Origin of the sequence: Novosphingobium sp. AAP1, assembly GCF_001295765.1 — a bacterium.
In the GTDB taxonomy this organism is placed as follows: Bacteria; Pseudomonadota; Alphaproteobacteria; order Sphingomonadales; family Sphingomonadaceae; genus Novosphingobium; species Novosphingobium capsulatum.
Map to the genome: position 1 here is coordinate 170,453 of NZ_LJHO01000002.1, position 18,089 is coordinate 188,541.

15 protein-coding genes are annotated in these 18,089 nt (G+C 64.6%); 10 read left to right on the plus strand and 5 right to left on the minus strand.

The window, feature by feature from the left end; genetic code table 11:
* Positions 1–24 precede the first annotated feature (24 nt).
* Positions 25–345, plus strand: a complete 321-nt coding sequence (gene trxA, locus IP65_RS04750) for a thioredoxin (protein WP_022674879.1) — start codon at positions 25–27, stop codon at positions 343–345.
* Positions 346–457: 112 nt separating this feature from the next.
* Here trxA and IP65_RS04755 read toward each other — a convergent pair whose 3' ends face one another.
* Genes IP65_RS04755 through argJ form a run of 3 tightly spaced genes read right to left on the minus strand, consistent with a single transcriptional unit; the run spans position 458 to position 3,108 of the window.
* Positions 458–1,273 carry an inositol monophosphatase family protein gene (locus tag IP65_RS04755; RefSeq protein WP_054131007.1) on the minus strand — a complete coding sequence of 272 codons (816 nt, stop codon included), beginning with the start codon at positions 1,271–1,273 and terminating at the stop codon, positions 458–460.
* Positions 1,270–1,875 carry a glutathione S-transferase family protein gene (locus IP65_RS04760; RefSeq protein WP_022674881.1) on the minus strand — a complete coding sequence of 202 codons (606 nt, stop codon included), beginning with the start codon at positions 1,873–1,875 and terminating at the stop codon, positions 1,270–1,272. The genes IP65_RS04755 and IP65_RS04760 overlap by 4 nt, the downstream gene beginning before the upstream one ends.
* Before the next feature lie 6 nt (positions 1,876–1,881).
* Positions 1,882–3,108: a bifunctional glutamate N-acetyltransferase/amino-acid acetyltransferase ArgJ gene (gene argJ / locus IP65_RS04765; RefSeq protein ID WP_022674882.1), complete on the minus strand. Its 1,227-nt coding sequence runs from the start codon at positions 3,106–3,108 to the stop codon at positions 1,882–1,884.
* Between the two features lie 130 nt (positions 3,109–3,238).
* Between argJ and IP65_RS04770 the strand changes: the two genes are divergently transcribed.
* From IP65_RS04770 to IP65_RS04790, 5 genes are all read left to right on the plus strand, one after another.
* Entirely contained in the window at positions 3,239–3,895 is a 657-nt protein-coding gene (locus IP65_RS04770; RefSeq protein ID WP_022674883.1) for an energy transducer TonB, read from the plus strand.
* Positions 3,896–3,975: 80 nt separating this feature from the next.
* Positions 3,976–4,593, plus strand: a complete 618-nt coding sequence (locus IP65_RS04775; protein ID WP_158441924.1) for an energy transducer TonB — start codon at positions 3,976–3,978, stop codon at positions 4,591–4,593.
* Positions 4,594–4,676: 83 nt separating this feature from the next.
* Entirely contained in the window at positions 4,677–4,943 is a 267-nt protein-coding gene (locus IP65_RS04780; RefSeq protein ID WP_022674885.1) for a hypothetical protein, read from the plus strand.
* 129 nt (positions 4,944–5,072) lie between these two features.
* Positions 5,073–7,808, plus strand: coding sequence for a preprotein translocase subunit SecA (gene secA, locus IP65_RS04785; protein ID WP_054131008.1), 2,736 nt, complete (start codon positions 5,073–5,075; stop codon positions 7,806–7,808).
* An 84-nt stretch (positions 7,809–7,892) separates the two neighbouring features.
* Positions 7,893–8,093: a hypothetical protein gene (locus tag IP65_RS04790; protein ID WP_022674887.1), complete on the plus strand. Its 201-nt coding sequence runs from the start codon at positions 7,893–7,895 to the stop codon at positions 8,091–8,093.
* A gap of 185 nt (positions 8,094–8,278) precedes the next feature.
* Here the strand turns inward: IP65_RS04790 and IP65_RS04795 are convergent, their stop codons facing one another.
* Both IP65_RS04795 and IP65_RS04800 read right to left on the minus strand, forming a co-directional pair.
* On the minus strand, positions 8,279–10,321 hold the full coding sequence (locus IP65_RS04795) for a M13 family metallopeptidase (protein ID WP_231627558.1): 2,043 nt from the start codon (positions 10,319–10,321) through the stop codon (positions 8,279–8,281).
* A gap of 145 nt (positions 10,322–10,466) precedes the next feature.
* On the minus strand, positions 10,467–10,874 hold the full coding sequence (locus IP65_RS04800; RefSeq protein ID WP_022674889.1) for a low affinity iron permease family protein: 408 nt from the start codon (positions 10,872–10,874) through the stop codon (positions 10,467–10,469).
* A 518-nt stretch (positions 10,875–11,392) separates the two neighbouring features.
* On the opposite strand from IP65_RS04800, the gene IP65_RS04805 reads away from it, so the two are divergent.
* The 4 genes from IP65_RS04805 to IP65_RS04820 all read left to right on the plus strand — a co-directional run bounded on the left by IP65_RS04805 (position 11,393) and on the right by IP65_RS04820 (position 18,015).
* A complete protein-coding gene (locus IP65_RS04805; RefSeq protein ID WP_054131009.1) occupies positions 11,393–13,816 on the plus strand; it encodes a TonB-dependent receptor in 2,424 nt (807 codons plus the stop codon).
* Positions 13,817–13,818: 2 nt separating this feature from the next.
* On the plus strand, positions 13,819–15,207 hold the full coding sequence (locus IP65_RS04810) for an LLM class flavin-dependent oxidoreductase (protein WP_054131010.1): 1,389 nt from the start codon (positions 13,819–13,821) through the stop codon (positions 15,205–15,207).
* The gene (locus tag IP65_RS04815; RefSeq protein ID WP_054131011.1) at positions 15,204–16,646 is read left to right on the plus strand and encodes an MFS transporter; all 1,443 of its coding nucleotides are present in this window, start codon (positions 15,204–15,206) and stop codon (positions 16,644–16,646) included. The genes IP65_RS04810 and IP65_RS04815 overlap by 4 nt, the downstream gene beginning before the upstream one ends.
* A 403-nt stretch (positions 16,647–17,049) precedes the next feature.
* Positions 17,050–18,015, plus strand: a complete 966-nt coding sequence (locus tag IP65_RS04820) for a TauD/TfdA family dioxygenase (protein WP_054131012.1) — start codon at positions 17,050–17,052, stop codon at positions 18,013–18,015.
* Positions 18,016–18,089 lie beyond the last annotated feature (74 nt).

The window sequence follows — 18,089 nt, forward strand, 5'->3', positions numbered from 1 at the left end:
CAACTGATCAACGGAGTTTCGTTCATGTCGACCAAAGCCGTCACCGACGCCAGCTTTTCCACCGAAGTCCTTCAGTCCGACAAGCCCGTGCTGGTGGATTTCTGGGCCGACTGGTGTGGCCCGTGCAAGATGATCGCCCCGGCGCTGGAAGAAATCGCCGAAGAACTGGCTGACAAGGTGACCATCGCCAAGGTGGACATCATGGAAAACACCACCATCGCCAGCGATTTCGGCGTGCAGTCGATTCCGCTGCTGATCCTGTTCAAGGATGGCAAGCCGGTGGCGCAGAAGCTGGGCGCCGCGCCCAAGAGCCAGCTCAAGGGTTGGCTGGAAAGCGTTCTGTAATGGTCAGCGGGCGCTGTGCTCGCGCCCTTCGACAGGCTCAGGGCGAACGGAACAAGGAATTTTCCTCTGAACCGTTCGGGCTGAGCTTGTTGAAGCCCCTTGGGAAGGCAGACTAGCCCGGCAAACCCGCCAGCCGTTCGGCCATGGCATCGAACAGCGCCGGCGTGCTGGCGGCAATCAGGCCCTTTTCGCCCAATTGATCGACGCGATAGGGCCGCCCATCGGGCCGTGCGGCCTTGCCGCCGGCCTCGTTGACGAACAATACCCCGGCGGCATGGTCCCAGGCCAGGGTGCGCTCGAAAATCGAGACATCGTTCACCCCCAGCACCAGGCGCGGATATTGCTCGGCCGCGCAACGCGGAATGTCCACCACGCTGTAATGCGGCAGGATATGCTGGCGCATCGCCTCGCGCTGGGCCGCGTCCATGAATACCGTGGAAATCGCCGCGACCGGCGGCACCTGGCTGGTGGGCGTGGCGCGCACCGGCTTGCCATTCACAAACGCGCCCCGGCCCAGTTGCGCGGTGCACAGCCGGCCGGATGGCACATCGTGAATCCATCCCGCCACGCACTGCCCATGCTCGGCCAGCGCGATCAGCACGCCAAACGGCGGCTTGCCCGCAGCGAAATTGTTGGTGCCATCGAGCGGATCGATGATCCAGCACAGCCCATCGCCCAGCCGTTCCATCAGCGCCGGGTCGGCATGGGCGGCTTCCTCGCCCACGATAGTGGCCTGGGGCAGGATCGTGGCGAGCCCCTCGCTCAGCAGTCGTTCCGCGTGGGTATCGGCCACGGTGACCACGTCGTTGACGGCCTTGTTGATCACGTCAGCCTCTGAAAGCTGGCGATAGCGCGGCGCGATGGCTTCCTGCGCCACGCGGGCGATCAGCGCGCTGACGGCAGCGTCGATCTCGGGCGTCCAGCTCATGAGAACGGCACCGCGGCAATGGCCTGGAAGCCGGGGCGGGTGCGCAGCCGTTCCATCCACATCTCCACATGGGGCAGGGCCGGCCGTTCAATCGGCAGGCTGAACCAGGTGTGGGCATAGGTGCCCATGGGGATATCGGCCACGCCAAAGCTGTCGCCCGACAGGAACGGCTGGCGCGCCAACTGCGCATCGACCATCGCCATCAGCGTGGCACAGGCGGTGGCAGATTTGGCCACTACCGGATCGCTGCCATCCTTGCCGCCGCGCACACAGCCCAGAAACGCATCGCGCTGCGCGTCGGCATAGAGGAACTGCCAGTCCATCCACTGGTCGCCCTGCGCGCGGATTGCCGGATCGGCGGGCCACAGCTGCGGGGCATGGGCGGCGAACAGATAGCGCAGGATCGCGTTCGATTCCCACACCGTCACGCTGCCGTCCTCGATCATCGGCACCAGGCGGTTGGGATTCTTTGCCAGGTATTCAGGCGTATAGCCAAAGCTGCCGCCCATATCCCGCCGCTCGAAATCCAGGCCGCATTCGTGCGCGCCCCAGACCACCTTCTTGACGTTGTGCGAATTGATCCGGCCCCAGATGATCAGCATGGCCGCTCAGCTCCGGTAATCGGCGTTGATCGAGATATAGCCGTGCGTCAGGTCGCAGGTCCACACCGTGGCGCGGCCCTGGCCGAGGCCCAGGTCGACCTCGATCGAAATTTCGCGGCCCTTGAGGTGCGCAGCCACCGGCGCTTCGTCATAATCGGCGAGTGGCTGGCCGTCCTTGGCTGCCCAGGTGCCGCCAAAGCCGATCGACAGGCGGTCGCGGTCGGCCGGTTCGCCGGCCTTGCCCACGGCCATGACGACGCGGCCCCAGTTGGCGTCTTCCCCGGCAATGGCGGTTTTTACCAGCGGCGAATTGGCAATCGCCAGGCCGACGCGGCGGGCGCTTTCGTCGGAAACAGCGCCGGAAACGGCCACGGCAATGAACTTCTGCGCGCCTTCGCCATCCTTGACCACCAGATGCGCCAGTTCGCGGCACACCTGCTCCAGCGCGGCGGCAAAGGCTTCACCGCCTACGTCGTCCCGGCTGGTGAGCAGGGCGTTGCCCGCCTTGCCGGTGGCAAAGGCCATGACCGTGTCGCTGGTGGAAGTATCGCTGTCGACCGTGATGCACGAGAACGTGCGCTGGTTCGCGGCCGACAGGCATTCCTGCAGGAACGCGGGCGAAACTGCCGCGTCGGTGAAGATATAGCCCAGCATCGTCGCCATGTCGGGCGCGATCATGCCCGAACCCTTGATGATCGCCGACAGTGTTACCGTGGTATCGCCCACGATTGCGGTGGCCGTGGCGCCCTTGGCAAAGGTGTCGGTCGTGCCGATGGTGTTGGCCGCCTCTTCCCAGGTGCAGGGCGTGGCCAGCAGTGCGGCCTCGATCCCGGCGCGGGCCTTGTCCTTGGGCAGCGGCACGCCGATCACGCCGGTGGACGAGACGAACACTGCCTCGCGCGCGCAGCCCAGGTGCGTGGCGACCTGGTCCATAATCGCTTCTACCGCCTCGCGCCCGCGATAGCCGGTAAAGGCGTTGGAATTGCCGGCATTGACCACCAGCGCGCGCGCGGCGCCTTGTGCTACATTCTGCCGCCCCAGCTCCACTTCCGAGGAACAGCACACATTGCGGGTGAACACACCGGCCACGGCCGTGCCTTCGTCCAGCTCCACATAGGTGAGGTCACAGCGTCCCCAATCCTTGTACCCGGCACGGGCCACGCGCGGGGTCACGCCGGCAATCGCGGGCAGGGCGGGGAAGGGCGAGGCGAGCGGGGAAACGGCGTCTGACATGGCCGCGTTCCCTAGCGATTCGATTTCCCGCCGTCCATGGCTGAGCCGGCCGCGGCACGCCGCTGGGCAGACAATTGACGCAAGAATGTGGCACCGGCATCACTTTGCCGTGAAACGGGGAAACAGACACATGCAGCATGCGATGCGCCACGCGGTCTTGATCGGCTTGGGAGTAATGCTCTGCGCGCCGGGTGCGGCGATGGCGCGCCCGCGATCGCGCCCGCCGGTCGAAACACCGGCCAAGCCCAATGGCGATGCCGGGCAATGGGTTTTGCCTGACGATTATCCTCCTGCGGCGCTGCGCAACAATGATACCGGCACAACCGGCTTCCGCCTGACCTATGACGAAACGGGCAAGGTGACCGATTGCGAGGTGACGGCAAGCAGCGGCTATGCCGATCTCGACGCCACCACGTGCCGGGTGTTGCTGTTGCGGGCCAGCTTCATACCCGGCACCCGCAATGGCAAGCCGGTGGCGAGCGCCTATACCAGTTCGGTGCGGTGGAGCATTCCCGACAACGGGGACGACGACGATGATACCGACACGCCGCGCACCCTGCCGACCGCGTACAAGGGCCAACTGGTCTATACCATTGCCGCCGATGGCACGGTGGCGCGGTGCGAGGCGGTGGAAAACGATGGCAAACGACACGAGGTGGCAGCTGGCTCCGGCCTGGTCGCCTGTCCGGCTGGCAAGACATTCCCCATTCCGCGCGATGCTGGCGGAAAGCCCGTGGCGCGGCGCGTGACCACCACGTTTTCCGTTGCGGTCGACGATGTGCCATGAACCGCGCCATCCCGGTTGACGCGCCCGCGTTCGCGCATCATCACGGTGGCTACAACGCATCAGGGACAGGGAACGGGGCAATGGCGCGGAAACTGACGGCGACGAGCCTGGCCATCGGTTTGCTGATCGGGATGCCGGCGCTGGCGCAAGACTCGACCCCGGGGCGGCCTGTCACCAATCCCGGGACATGGATCTCGGCGGCGGATTATCCGGCCAGCGCACTGCGCAATGCCGAACAGGGCGCAGTCCACTTTGCGCTGACCTATGACACCACCGGCATGCCCACTACGTGCGAAGTGACGGTAAGCAGCGGTTCGTCGCAGCTGGATGATACCACGTGCCGGATACTGATGGCACGGGCGCGGTTCGTGCCCGGCACCAAGCATGGCAAGCCTGTGGGCGATACCTTTCGCAGTTCCATCAACTGGCGCCTGCCCGGTGGGGGAGGCGGCAACGGCCTCAATGTTGTTCCGGCGCCCACCAAGCAGCAAATGGCGTTCGTGGTTGGTGCCGACGGCAAGGTGTTGCGCTGCGAGGCGTCTGAAAATGGCGGTGGATGGCATGAGGTCGCGCCGGGGACCGGCCTGATTTCCTGCCCCGTGGGCAAGCGGTTTGCCCCGGCAAAGGACACGACCGGCCGAACCGTTGCCAAGCGGGTGACGGTAACCTTTACCATCGCCGTGGACGATGCGTCCTGAGCGTGCGTTCCAGCGCTTGGGTTGAATCAAAATCTGCCGATTGCGCTTTACGCGCGGCGAGCCGTTCCCTATCTCCCATCGCAATGCGCTTTTTGCTTGTCCTGTTTGCCCTGCTCAGCGGCCTGTCGCTGCCCGAGGTGGCCAATGCCACCACGCGCACCGAAGTGGCGGGCGCCGAGCATGCCGGGCTGGCAGTGGCCCCGGTGGCCGCGCATTGCGTGGTCCAGGCGGCGCGGGTGCGCGCTGCGCGCCCGGTTTTCGACGTGGCGCAGCAGGCCGTGCCGGCGATGTTTGCGCCGTTCGCGCTGGCCAGCACCGCCACCTATCGCAGCGACCGCGCGCGCGAATAAGCCGCGCTGCTGCCCCGTTGCGGGCACCAATCCCTGACTTTCGCGTTGCCGGCCCGATGCGCGCCCGAATTTTATCACGGCCCGCGCCCGGCACTTGCCATACCCATTCGCATAACAGGAAACACCGCCATGCTCGGCGCCCTTGCCAAGTCCATTTTCGGTTCGTCCAACGATCGCTACGTCAAGTCACTCGACAAGCAGGTGAAGAAGATCGCCGCTTTCGAGCCGGAAGTGCAGGCGATGAGCGACGAGCAGCTTGCCGCGCAGACGGTGAAGTTCCGCGCTGCCCTCGAAGCGGGCGCCAGCCTCGATGACCTGCTGCCCGAAGCCTTTGCCACGGTGCGCGAAGCGGCCGTGCGCACCATGGGCATGCGCCACTTTGACGTGCAGATGATCGGCGGCATGGTGCTGCACCGTGGCGAAATCGCCGAAATGCGCACCGGCGAAGGCAAGACCCTGGTGGCGACGCTGGCGGTCTATCTCAATGCGCTGGAAGGCAAGGGTGTTCACGTCGTGACCGTGAACGACTACCTCGCCAAGCGCGACGCCGAGACGATGGGCGTACTCTACAAGTTCCTTGGCCTGACGGTCGGCGTGATCGTGCCCAATCTCAACGAGTATGAGCGGCGCGAGGCCTATGAGGCCGACATCACCTATGCCACCAACAACGAGTTGGGCTTCGACTACCTGCGCGACAACATGAAGCACGAACGCTCGCAGATGGTGCAGCGGCCGTTCAACTATGCGATCGTCGACGAAGTGGACTCGATCCTGATCGACGAGGCGCGCACGCCGCTGATCATTTCCGGCCCCACCGACGACAAGAGCGACCTCTATATCTCGGTCGATGCGGTGGTGAAGCAGATCGACCCGTCGCTCTATGAAGCCGACGAAAAGACCAAGAGCATCACCCTGACCGAAGACGGTGTGGAATGGGTGGAGCGCGCGCTGGAGGCAGATGGCCTGCTGGTTGGCTCCAACCTCTATGACGTCGAAAACACCATGGTGGTGCACCATCTCGACCAGGCGCTGAAGGCCAATGTCATGTTCAAGCGTGACATCGACTACATCGTCAAGGACGACAAGGTCATCATCATCGACGAGTTCACCGGCCGCATGATGGATGGCCGGCGCTGGTCCAATGGCCTGCACCAGGCGGTGGAGGCCAAGGAAGGCGTCAAGATCGAGCCTGAAAACCAGACCATGGCCTCGATCACTTTCCAGAACTACTTCCGCATGTATCCCAAGCTTTCGGGGATGACCGGGACGGCCGCGACCGAGGCGACCGAGTTCTTCGAAATCTACAAGATGAATGTCGTCACCATTCCCACCAACGTGCCGGTGCAGCGCGTGGACGAGGAAGACGAGTTCTACAAGAACACGCTCGACAAGTTTGCCGCGATCGCCAAGCTGATCCGCGAGAAGAACGAGATCGGCCAGCCGGTGCTGGTCGGCACCGTGTCGATCGAAAAGTCGGAACTGCTCAGCGAGTTCCTCAACCGCGAAGGCGTCAAGCACGCGGTGCTCAATGCCCGCTTCCACGAAATGGAAGCGCACATCGTGGCCCAGGCCGGCCGCCTTGGCGCGGTGACCATCGCCACCAACATGGCCGGGCGCGGCACTGACATCAAGCTGGGCGGCAACCTGGAATTCCGCATGGAGGACGAGCTGCGCGACGTGCCCGAAGGGCCGGAGCGCGATGCCGCGATTGCGCGCATGGCCGCCGAAATCGATGCGGAAAAGGCCAAGGTGCTGGAAGCCGGTGGCCTCTGCGTGATCGGCACCGAGCGGCACGAAAGCCGCCGCATCGACAACCAGCTGCGTGGCCGTTCGGGCCGCCAGGGTGACCCGGGCCTGTCGAAGTTCTACCTGTGCCTGGAAGACGATCTGCTGCGCATCTTCGGGCCCGACACGCTGTTTGCCCGCATGATGAATTCCAACCTTGCCGATGGCGAGGCGATCGGCTCGAAGTGGCTGTCCAAGGCCATCGAGACCGCGCAGAAGAAGGTGGAAGCGCGCAACTACGATATCCGCAAGCAGGTTGTCGAATACGACGACGTGATGAACGACCAGCGCAAGGTGATCTACGAGCAGCGCGCCGACATCATGGATGCCGATGCGGTGGACGATGTGGTGGTGGATATGCGCCACGACACGATCAACGCCATGGTTGGTGATGCCTGCCCGCCGGGCTCCTATCCCGAACAGTGGAATATCGCCGGCCTCAAGGAACGCGTGGCCGACGTGCTGGGCATGACGCCGCCGCTCGATGACTGGCTGGAAGAAGACGCGGTGGAAGCCGAGTTGATCAGCGAGCGCCTGATCGCGCTGGCCGATGCGCACATGGCGGCCAAGCTCGACACGGTGGACCGCGCATCGTGGGGCAACCTGGAAAAGTCGATCCTGCTCGAACGCCTCGACCACCACTGGAAGGAACACTTGGCCACGCTCGATGCGCTGCGCCAGGTGGTGTTCCTGCGCGCCTATGCGCAAAAGACGCCGATCAATGAATACAAGCAGGAAGCCTTTGGCCTGTTCGAAAAGATGCTCGACGCGATCCGCGAGGACGTGACCCGCATCCTGATGATCAGCGAAATCCGCATGCAGCCGATGGAAGACTTCCAGCTGCCCGAACTGCCCGATTTCCTGACCAGTCATATCGATCCGTTCACCGGTGAAAACGATGCCATGCCGCAGGTGCCTGGCGCTGCCGCCATGCTCGGCGCGCTGGGTGGCGGCCAAGCGACGGGCGCTACTGTGGCGGCGGGCGAAGATCCCTATGCCGGCCAGGGCATCAGCCGCAACGCGCCATGCCCGTGCGGTTCGGGCCAGAAGTACAAGCACTGCCACGGCCTGGCGGCCTGAGCCGGCGCTGGATTTTACTATCTCGACCCCGGCTGGCGCAGGCTGGCCGGGGTTTTCCATTCCGAAAACCCCAAGGAACCGATTGTGGACAAGACCATCAAGCTGACGCTGAGCGAAGATGAAGGCGAAATGATCGTCGACGCGCTGGAAGTTGACCTGGAAGGCTATCTCGAATCCGCCAAGGAAGCGCGCGGCAACAACAACCGCGCCGATGTGGAAACCTTCACCGAAGCGGCCGATCGCATCGCCAAGCTGATCGCCAAGATCCGCGCCAAGCTGGACTGAGGCATAAAAAAAGCCCCTCCTCTTCAGAGGAGGGGGTTGGGGGTGGTGGAAACCACCCCTGAAATTTGCTGTTGACCAGCGGATTTAGCTGAAAATTCGAATGGTGCAGGCGCGCGTTTGCGCATGGCCTCGCACCACCCCCAAACCCCCTCCTCTAAAGAGGAGGGGGCTTTTTTCTACCTAGCTCACCACAGCTTTGCGCGCTTTTCGGGCGGAATATACATGGTGTTGCCCGGCTTGACGCCAAAGGCCTGGTACCACGCTTCGATGTTGGGCAGCGGCCCGAGGATGCGGAAGCGGGCCGGGCTGTGCGGGTCGGTGGTGACCTGGTTGCGCAGCGAATCCACGCGCTGGTTGGCGCGCCAGGCCTGGGCGAACGAGAGGAAGAAGCGCTGGTCGCCGGTCAGACCGTCGATCACCGGCGCCGGCTTGCCACCCAGCGACTTGTGATAGGCATCAAGCGCAACCTGCAAGCCGGCAAGATCGGCGATATTTTCGCCCATCGTCAGCTTGGGATTGATGAAGGCGCCTGGCGCCGCTTCAAAGCGGGCATATTCATCGCCAAACACCTTGGCTTCCGCCTCGAAACGCTCGGCATCCTGGGGCGTCCACCAATCGGAGATGGCGCCCTTGGCGTCGATCTTGCGGCCCTGATCGTCAAAGCTGTGGCTGATTTCGTGGCCGATGATCGCGCCCGTGGCGCCATAGTTCACGGCATCATCGGCGCGCGGATCAAACAGCGGCGGCTGGAGAATGCCTGCGGGGAACACGATCTGCAGCTTGGCGCCGCCGTTGTAGGCGTTCACCGTCTGCGGGTTCATGCCCCACTTCTTGCGGTTCACCGGCTTGCCCAGGTCTTCCATCGCATAGTCGGCATTGAAGCGCGCGGCGCGGGTCACATTGCCGTAGAGATCGTCAGGCTTGATCACCAACGCCGAATAATCGCGCCACATATCCGGGTATCCGACCATCACGTCGATCCGCGCCAGCTTGGCAAGCGCGGCCTCCTTGGTCGGCGCGCTCATCCACGGATTGGCGGCAATGCGCTTTTCAAAGGCGGCGCGCAGGTTGGCGACCAGTTCCTGCATCCGCGCCTTGGACGATGGCGGGAAATAGCGCGCGACATAGGCTTGGCCGGCCGCTTCGCCCAACTGGCTGTTGACCAGATCCAGCCCGCGCTTCCACCGCGACTTGAGCTGGCCCACGCCGGTAAGCGTGCGGGTGAAGGCAAAGCGGCTGTCGACCATCGCCTTGGTCAGATAGGGCGAAGCCTGGTCGGCCACGTGGAATGCCTGCCACAGCTTGAGCGTGTCGAGCGGGGTGTTGGCATAGAGCGCCGCCAGATCGCGGATCGCGGTGTTTTCGCGCACGATCATGCGGCTTTGCGGGGCGATGTGCGCGCCTTCAAAGAAGGCCGTCCAGTCGATCCCGGGCGCATAGGCGGCAAATTCGGCCGATGACATCGGGTTGTTGGTAGCGCTGCGATCGCGGCGGCGGGCGATATCCCAGCTGCGCGTGGCGATCTCGGTTTCAAAGGCCATGATCTTTGCGGCCGCTGCTGCCGGATCGGCCACGCCCAGCGTCTGCAGCGTGCGGGTGATATAGGCGACATAGGCCTCGCGCTGCGGCGCGAATGCGGGCTTGAGGTAATAATCGCGTTCGGGCAGGCCCAGGCCACTCTGGCCCAGCGAAAGCACGTTGAGCCCCGCATCGGCGGTATCTGGTCCCACGCCATAATCGACCAGGCTGATGCCAAAGCTGCCCTCGGCGCCGCCCATGGCGCGGGCGAAGGCGGTCTTGTCGGCAATCGCCATGACCTTGGCAACATCGGCCTGGAGCGGGGCAAGGCCGCGCTGTTCGACCGCGGCCTCGTTCATGAAGCTGGCATAGAGTGCGCCGACCTGGCTGGTCGCGGGCATGGCGGCGACCAGATCCTTCATCTGCGCCTGCACTTGCTCGTCGATCAGGGCAAGCGTGCCGATGTTGGGCCGGTCTTCGGGAATGGGCGTGCGCGCCTTCCACTTGCCGTTGGCGTAAGTATCGAAATCATCGCCTGGCTTGACCGAAAGATCGCGCCCGGAAAGATCGACACCCCAGCCGCCAATCGGCCCGCTCTGAGCGCTGGCGGCAGCGGGTGCCGCCTTTGCGCGAGACGCCGGAGAGGCCAGGGCCGGCTGCATCGCCACGGCCAATGCCGTCGATGCCAAGACCATCATGCGAAGTTTCACAGTTGCATTCATCCTTGTTGACCCCTCAACGGCGCGCAACCTAGACGAAGGCGGTTTCATCTGAAAGAGTTTGATGCAGGTGATGCCATTGATAAAAAGGGCATGTCTGTGCGCTTTTTGTCGCCAATCGTGTCATTTGCAATTGTCAGCGGCGGCGCAGCAGCACCTCCACGCTTTCTTCGACACTGGCTCGGTCAGTATCGCAGCCACTTTCCTGTTCCAGCGCGGTGCGAATGTTGGAAATCTTGCTGTCGGACAGATGCTCGATCCCGATGAAATCGCCCCGCGCGCCTTCCAGGGCGCGGATCAGCTCGTCTAGCTTGGCCTGCATCGCCGCAGCATCGCGGTTTTGCGCATTCTGGATGACGAAGACCATCAGGAACGTGACGATGGTGGTGCCGGTGTTGATCACCAGCTGCCAGGTGTCTGACCAGGCGAAGATCGGGCCCGACACGGCCCAGACGACGATGATCAGCGTGGCCAGCGCGAAACTCGCCGGTTGCCCCGCCAAGGCCGAAACGCGATTGGCAAATGCGGTGAAAATCCGGTCCATGGCCGCGGTTCTTTCTGGTTTGATTGCTGGACTGTTTCCCAAAACCAGCGGGCGGGCCGCGCGGTTCCCGAAAGGGCAGGGAACCGTTGGGGGCACCCTGGCTTGGCCGTGCCCAAGAATTGCTTTGCCGCTTCCATCCCACGCCATCGCTTGACGGTAAAAAGTCTATCAAATAAATAGAGATCAAGACGCAGCGGCCTGGCCCGATGCTGCGCCGGCCCTCAGCGGCCGCCACGGGCCCGCGGCTTTTGATCGGGAAGCAGCTTGCTCCGCGTTACCAACGGCTAAAGCGCGCGAACGCTGGGGCGACATCGCCAGGCTTCGTGTTCCCCGCTGTTTCAGGGGTGATACGATGCAATGCACACGATAGCGGCATAATGCCCGCGCCCAGCCACCGTGCAGACCACGGCTGCGCCTGGGCCTGACCATAATCATATCCAGATTGCGCAAGGCCGCGCGGCGATGCCCCGCACGCGGCAGGCCGCCTTGCGCCTTCAGTCCATGAGGGACCGCTTTTCATGTCGATTTTCCATGCCACCCGCCCGGCCACGGGCCTGGGCGCGCTGCTGCTCGCCTCCACCGCACTGGCCTTGCCAGGCTTGGCCCAGGCTGCCGAAACGGCGGCGGCGCCGGCCGAACAGGCGCCGGCACCGGTCGCCGACCCAGCCAGCCCGGATGTGCCCGATGCCAATGCCATCACCGTCACCGCCCGCCACCGCGAAGAACGGCTGCAGGACGTGCCGCTGGCCATCTCAGCCATTTCCGGTGCGGAGCTGACCTCCAAGCGGATCGAGCGGGTGAGCGAATTTGCCCTGCGCGTGCCCAATTTCGGCGCGTTGCAACAGAATACCCGCGTTTCCGGTCTCTACATTCGCGGGCTGGGCGGCAATGCCAGCAACGATGGCGCCGAAGGCGGCGTTGGCCTGATCGTGGACAACGTGTTCTTCACCCACGTGGGCTTTTCCTGGCTCGATTTCGTCGACCTGGAAAACATCCAGGTGGTGCGCGGGCCGCAGGGCACGCTGCTGGGCAAGAACACCACGATCGGCGCGGTGATCGTGCAGACGGCCAAGCCCCAGTTCGAGCCTTCCTATACGCTGCAAGCCACCTATGGGAATTACGATGCGGTGCAGCTGCGCGCCAATGCCACCGGGCCGATCATCGATGACAAGCTGGCCTATCGGCTGACCTTTGCCGAAAGCAAGGGCGGGGGCTGGATCACCAATGCCTATAACGGCGTCAAGCTGCTGGGCAACCACCGCTGGTCGGCGCGCGGGCAACTGCTGTTCACGCCCAGCGCCAACGTTTCCTCGCGCCTGATCGCCGAACATTACGAATCCAACGAATACAACAATTTCTACCCGCCGGTGGCGGACGTGACGCAGAACCTGAACCTCGATGGCACGGTCAATTCGCCGCGCGCCGGTAGCTGGAGCGCCAAGCTGGCGCGGTTTGGCTATACCCCCAATCTCAACGGCCCCTACAACGCCAACCTCAACAACCAGGATCGCCTGATCGCCAAGACCGATGGTCTTTCCAACGAGATCAACTGGGATCTGGGCGGGGTGAACCTGACCGGCGTTACCGCGTGGCGGCGGCTCTATTTCCGCCCCTATAACGACAGCGACTACACTCCGCTGGATATCTACCGTGCGGGCTATGATGTTGATGTCAATCAGTATTCGCAGGAACTGCGGCTCGCCTCGGCCAAGGGCAGCACGATCGATTGGCAGGTGGGCGCGTTTTACCTGCACGAAAAGCTGCGCAGCAATCTGCGCACGATCTTCGGATCAGACGCCTCGACGTTTTTCCTGGGGGCAGGGGTGCCGTCCTCGTTCATCGACGGGCTGGAGTATGACCGCGATGGCCGGTTGACGATCGATAGCCTGGCCGGTTTTGGCCAGGTGACCGCGCACCTCACGTCCACCTTCTCGCTCACCGGCGGCCTGCGTTATACCTGGGAGAAGAAGCAGGTGAATATTGCCGGCTATGCCCTGGGCACCGGCGCGCTCAATCCCGCCGGTGCCACGGCGCGACAGGGGCTGCTCAACAACCTGGGTGGCACCAGTGGCAGCGCGGCCGGCGCCTATACGCTGGCCAACCAGGTCAGCCGTGGCTCGCTGGCCTGGCTGGTCAATCCGGCGTGGCAGGTAACGCCCAACGTGCTGCTCTATGCCTCGGCCAGCCATGGCGAAAAATCGGGCGCGGCCAATACTTCGGCCACGGCGAGCCAGGCCGCGCTGGTGATCACCCGACCGGAAAAGTCCACCGATTTCGAGGCCGGGATCAAGACCAGCTGGGCCGGCGGCAAGGCCACCGTCAACCTCAACCTCTACAACAACACGATCACCGATTATCAGGGCACCCGCGTCGACCAGGCCAATGCCTCGTTCGGCACCTATCTCGCCAACGTGGGCAAGGTGCGGCTGCGCGGGTTCGAGTTCGAGGCGACCTGGCGCCCGGTGCCGGCGCTGGGGTTCAACGCGAACCTTGCCTATAACGATGCCAAGTACCTGGACTATGCCGATGCGCCCGCGCCGCTGGAATTCCAGCTGGCCAATGGCGGCGCCGCGCGGCCCCTGTCGCTCACCGGCTATCAGGTGGCCGGTTCCAACAAGTGGACGGTGCAGGGCGGGATCGATCTTGATCAGCCGATCGGTGGGGAATGGAACCTCACCGGCTATGCCAACACCAGCTGGAAAAGCCGGATTGCCTATATCAACCCGCGCTCGGTCTATGGCTGGCAGGCGCCGGTGGCGATCACCAACGTCGGGCTGGGCCTGCGCACGCAGGACAACCGCTGGCAGCTTCAGGCCTGGGCCAAGAACGTGACCAACGAACGCTATGCCGTCTCCTATGGCGCGGCCAGTGCCTCGGCCCCGGTGATCGAGGTCTATGGCAATCCGCGCACGTTCGGCGGCACCATCACGCGGACGTTTTGACCATGAGCCACGATACCGCACATCGCCAGGCCGGCGGCAAACGCCAGATGAAGCTGGGCGCCTTCCTGTTCGGCGTAGGGCATCATGCCGCCGCCTGGCGCCATCCCGATGTCGATCCGCGCGCGCCGTTCCGGTTCGAATACTGGCGCGATCTGGCGCAAAAAGCCGAAGCTGCAAAGTTCGATGCCGTGTTCCTGGCCGACAACGTGGCGCTGTTCGGCGCCACGCCCGAGGCGATCAGCTATACCGCACCTGTCTATACCGGAGAGCCGCTGACGCTGCTGTCGGCCCTGGCCACGCACACCAGCCATATCGGGCTGATCGCCACGGTCTCCACCACCTATCTCCAGCCCTATCATGTCGCGCGAAAGTTTGCCGCGCTCGACCAGCTTTCCGGCGGCCGGGCCGGGTGGAACCTCGTCACATCGGGCAGCGATGCCGAGGCGGCGAACTTCGGGCTGGACCATCAACTCGCGCACGCCGCGCGCTATGCCATCGCGGCCGAGCATGTGGCGGTGGTCAAGCAGCTGTGGGACAGCTTTGCCGACGATGCCATCCAGGCCGACAAGGCCAGCGGCCGCTATTACGATCCGGCACGGTTGCGCCGTGTGGATCATGCTGGCAATCACTTCCGCGTGGCCGGCCCGTTGCAGACCGGGCGACCGCCGCAGGGACATCCGGTGATCGTTCAGGCCGGATCGTCTGATGATGGCCAGGCGCTGGCCGCCGCCACCGCCGAGGTGGTGTTTACCGCGCAGCAAAGCCGCGCCGCAGCGCGCGCCTTTGCCCAAGGCCTCAAGGACAAGGCGCAGGCACTAGGCCGGTCGCGCGATAGCCTGCTGGTGATGCCCGGTGTCAGCATCTATGTTGCGCCCACGCGGGCAGAGGCCGAGGCCAAGCTGGCGCGCTTGCAGGCCTTTGTCGATGTGGCCGGCGCGCTCGCCTCGATCCGCACGTTCCTCGATTGGGATCTGACCACGGTCGATCTCGACGCGCCGCCACCACCGCCGCCGTTCACGCAAGGGTGGCAAAGCCGGCAAAAGCTGTTTTACGACCTTGCGCTGGAGCAGGGCCTGAGCGTGCGCCAGCTGGTCTCGCGCATGTCGGCCGCGCGCGGGCATCTCGTGCTGGTAGGCACGCCGGCCGAAGTGGTCGACGAACTTCAGGCGTGGTTCGAGGATGGCGCGGCAGACGGCTTCAACATCCTGGCGCCGATCTTTCCCGCAGGGCTCGATGATGTGATCGAACTGGTCCTGCCCGAACTGCGCCGGCGCGGTCTGTTCCGCCAGGAATACGAAGGCGCCACCTTGCGCGAAAACCTTGGCCTGGCGCGGCCCGATGCCGGCTTTCCCGCGCCGCTTTCCCCCCAGACGAAGGAGCTTGTTGCATGAGCACGCTTGCCCTCGATGCCGCCCGGCGCGCGCCGCCCACTGCGGCGCCCACGCGGCTTGGCCCGGCACGGCTGATCGCCTTTTCCAGCCTGGGCATGCCGCTGGCCGCGGTGGAAGTGCCGCTCAGCACCTATGTTCCGCCGCTCTATGCCAGCGCGTTCGGCTTTTCGCTGGGTACGGTGGGGGTGATTTTCCTGCTGGCGCGGCTGTGGGATGCGGTGATCGATCCGGCGATCGGCTTGCTGTCTGACCGCACGCGCAGCCGCTGGGGCCGCCGCCGGCCGTGGATTGCGGTGGGGGCCGCGATCTTTGCGCTGGGCGCGGTGCCGGTGTTCCTGCCGCCCACCTGGTTTGGCCCGCTGGCGCTGTCGGCGGCGCTGTTCGTGCTTTATCTGGGCTATTCGATGATGGCGACGCCGCTGGCCGCCTGGATGGGCGAACTGTCCGGCGCTTATCACGAGCGGACGCGCATCACCACCTATGGCCAGGCGCTGACCTGCGTGGCGCTGTTGCTGGCGCTGGTCCTGCCCAGCCTGCTGGTCACCCGGCTGGCCGGGCAACCCCGGCTGGAACTGGCGGCGATGGGGGCGATGGTCTTTGCCCTGCTGCTGATCACCTTGCCGCTGGGCATTCGTGCGCTGCCCGAACCGCCGCCGCCGGCCGGCGCGCAAGACCCGGTGCGGGTGTGGCACACGCTGCGCCTGGTGTTTGGCGAAGGCATGCTGCTGCGCGTGCTGGCCTCGAACTTTGCCGTGCGGCTGGCGCAGGGCGTGCGCACCGCATTGTTCGTGTTCTTCATCAGCTTTTACATGGGCCATTCCGCCTGGGCGCCGGGGCTGTTCCTGCTGCAATATGTGTTCGGCATCTTTGCCTGCCCGCTGTGGCTGGCGATCGGCCGCCGCGTGGGCAAGGAACGCGCCGCCGTTGCCGGGGAATTGACCCAGGTGGCGATCAACCTGGCGCTGCTCGCGCTGGCGCCGGGCTCGGTCGCGCTGCTGCTGGCCCTGACCGTGGCGCAGGGGCTGGCGCAGGGTTCGGGCAATCTCATGTTGCGCTCGATCGTGGCGGACGTGGCCGATTATCATCGCCTGCGCACCGGCGAGGACCGCATCGGCCTGTTCTTTTCGGTGTTCTCGCTGTCTGACAAGGCGGGGGTTGCCCTGGCGATCGGTGTGGCCCTGCCGCTGGCCGCCTGGATCGGGTTTGATCCGCGCGGGACCAATCCGGCCGGTGTGCTGGAACATCTCAAATGGCTGTTTGCCCTGGGGCCGGCGCTGGGCCACGTGATCTCTGCCGCTGTAATCCACGGCTTTCCGATCGACGAGCGGCGCCATGGCGATATCCGCCGCCAGCTGGCCGCGCGCGATGCAGCGGGTCTGGTGTCGGACGCCAGCCGCGATCGCTGGCTGGCGCAGGCCGATCGCGGCCGGCAGGGATAATTCCGCTTGGGATAGGCCACGCAAAACTTGGGCGCGCCTGCCGCGATCCGGTCTTGCCATGCCATAGTCAAGCGATAAAGTAGAGATAGTTTGAAAGTCTTTTCCCCGGCCAGGAAAAGCGGGCCTTGCGCCCGAACCATCGGCCTGCGGCTTTTGATGGGAAGCAGCTTGCTCCGCGATACCAACGGCTAAAGCGCGCGAACGCTGGGGCGACATCGCCAGGCTTCGTGATCCCTCCATCCGATCGAGGTGATACGATGCACAAGACCCACCGAATGTGTTGATGCGCGGCGCGTGATCCGCGCCGCCGCCAAACCTGACTTTCCCGTTCCATCCCTTCGTTCGCGCGCGCCGGCCCATTGCCGGGCGATGCCTTGCGCGCCCCATGTTCAGGAGAATTTCCATGGCCACCATCGTTGCCAGCTATCCCAATGCCAAAGACCCCGCGTCCCCGCTCGATATCCGTCCCGTAACCGGCCGCATCGGCGCCGAGGTTCACGGCCTGACGCTGTCGGGCGATCTCGACGGCCCCACCGTGCAGGCGATCGAGGCCGCGCTGGTGCGGCACAAGGTGCTGTTCTTTCGCGGCCAGCAGCATCTCGACAATGCCGAGCACGAGGCGCTGAGCGCGCTGTTCGGCGATCCGGTTGCCCACCCCACGGTGCCGGTTGCCGAAGGCTCGCGCTATCTGCTCGAACTCGACAGCAAGGAAGGCTATGCCGCGTCATCGTGGCATACCGACGTCACGTTCCTGGCCGCCTATCCCAAGGCATCGATCCTGCGCGGCATCACCATTCCCGAAGCGGGCGGCGATACACTGTGGGCCAATGGGGAGACGGCCTACGAAGGCCTGCCCGAACCGTTGCGCCAACTGGTCAACAACCTGTGGGCGGTGCACAGCAACGATTACGATTACGCCGCCACGCTTGCCGCAGCCGGCACATCGGCCGATGCCAGCGACACGGCCAAGGAGCGCACGCTCTATCACAAGTCGGTGTTCGCCTCGACGATCTATGAAACCGAGCATCCAGTGGTGCGTGTCCACCCCGTCAGCGGGCAGCGCAGCCTGCTGCTGGGCCACTTCGTCAAGCGTTTCGTCGGCTTGAGCGAGGCGGATTCGGCGCGCCTGTTCAACATCCTGCAAGACCACATCACCAAGCCGGAAAACACCGTGCGCTGGCGCTGGCAACCGGGCGGCGTGGCGTTCTGGGACAATCGCAGCACGCAGCACCGCGCGATCGCCGATTTCGGCCTGCAACGCCGCACGCTGCGCCGTGCCACCGTGGCCGGTGATGTGCCGGTGGGCATCGACGGCCGCGAAAGCCGTACCACGCGCCAGGAACGCGCCACCGCTGGCCAGCCGGCCTGACGGCCACCAGGTCATTCTCACCGCGCGGGGAGGGGGCAGGGCTGCTCGCTCCCCGTTCGGTCATCTCAAGGACA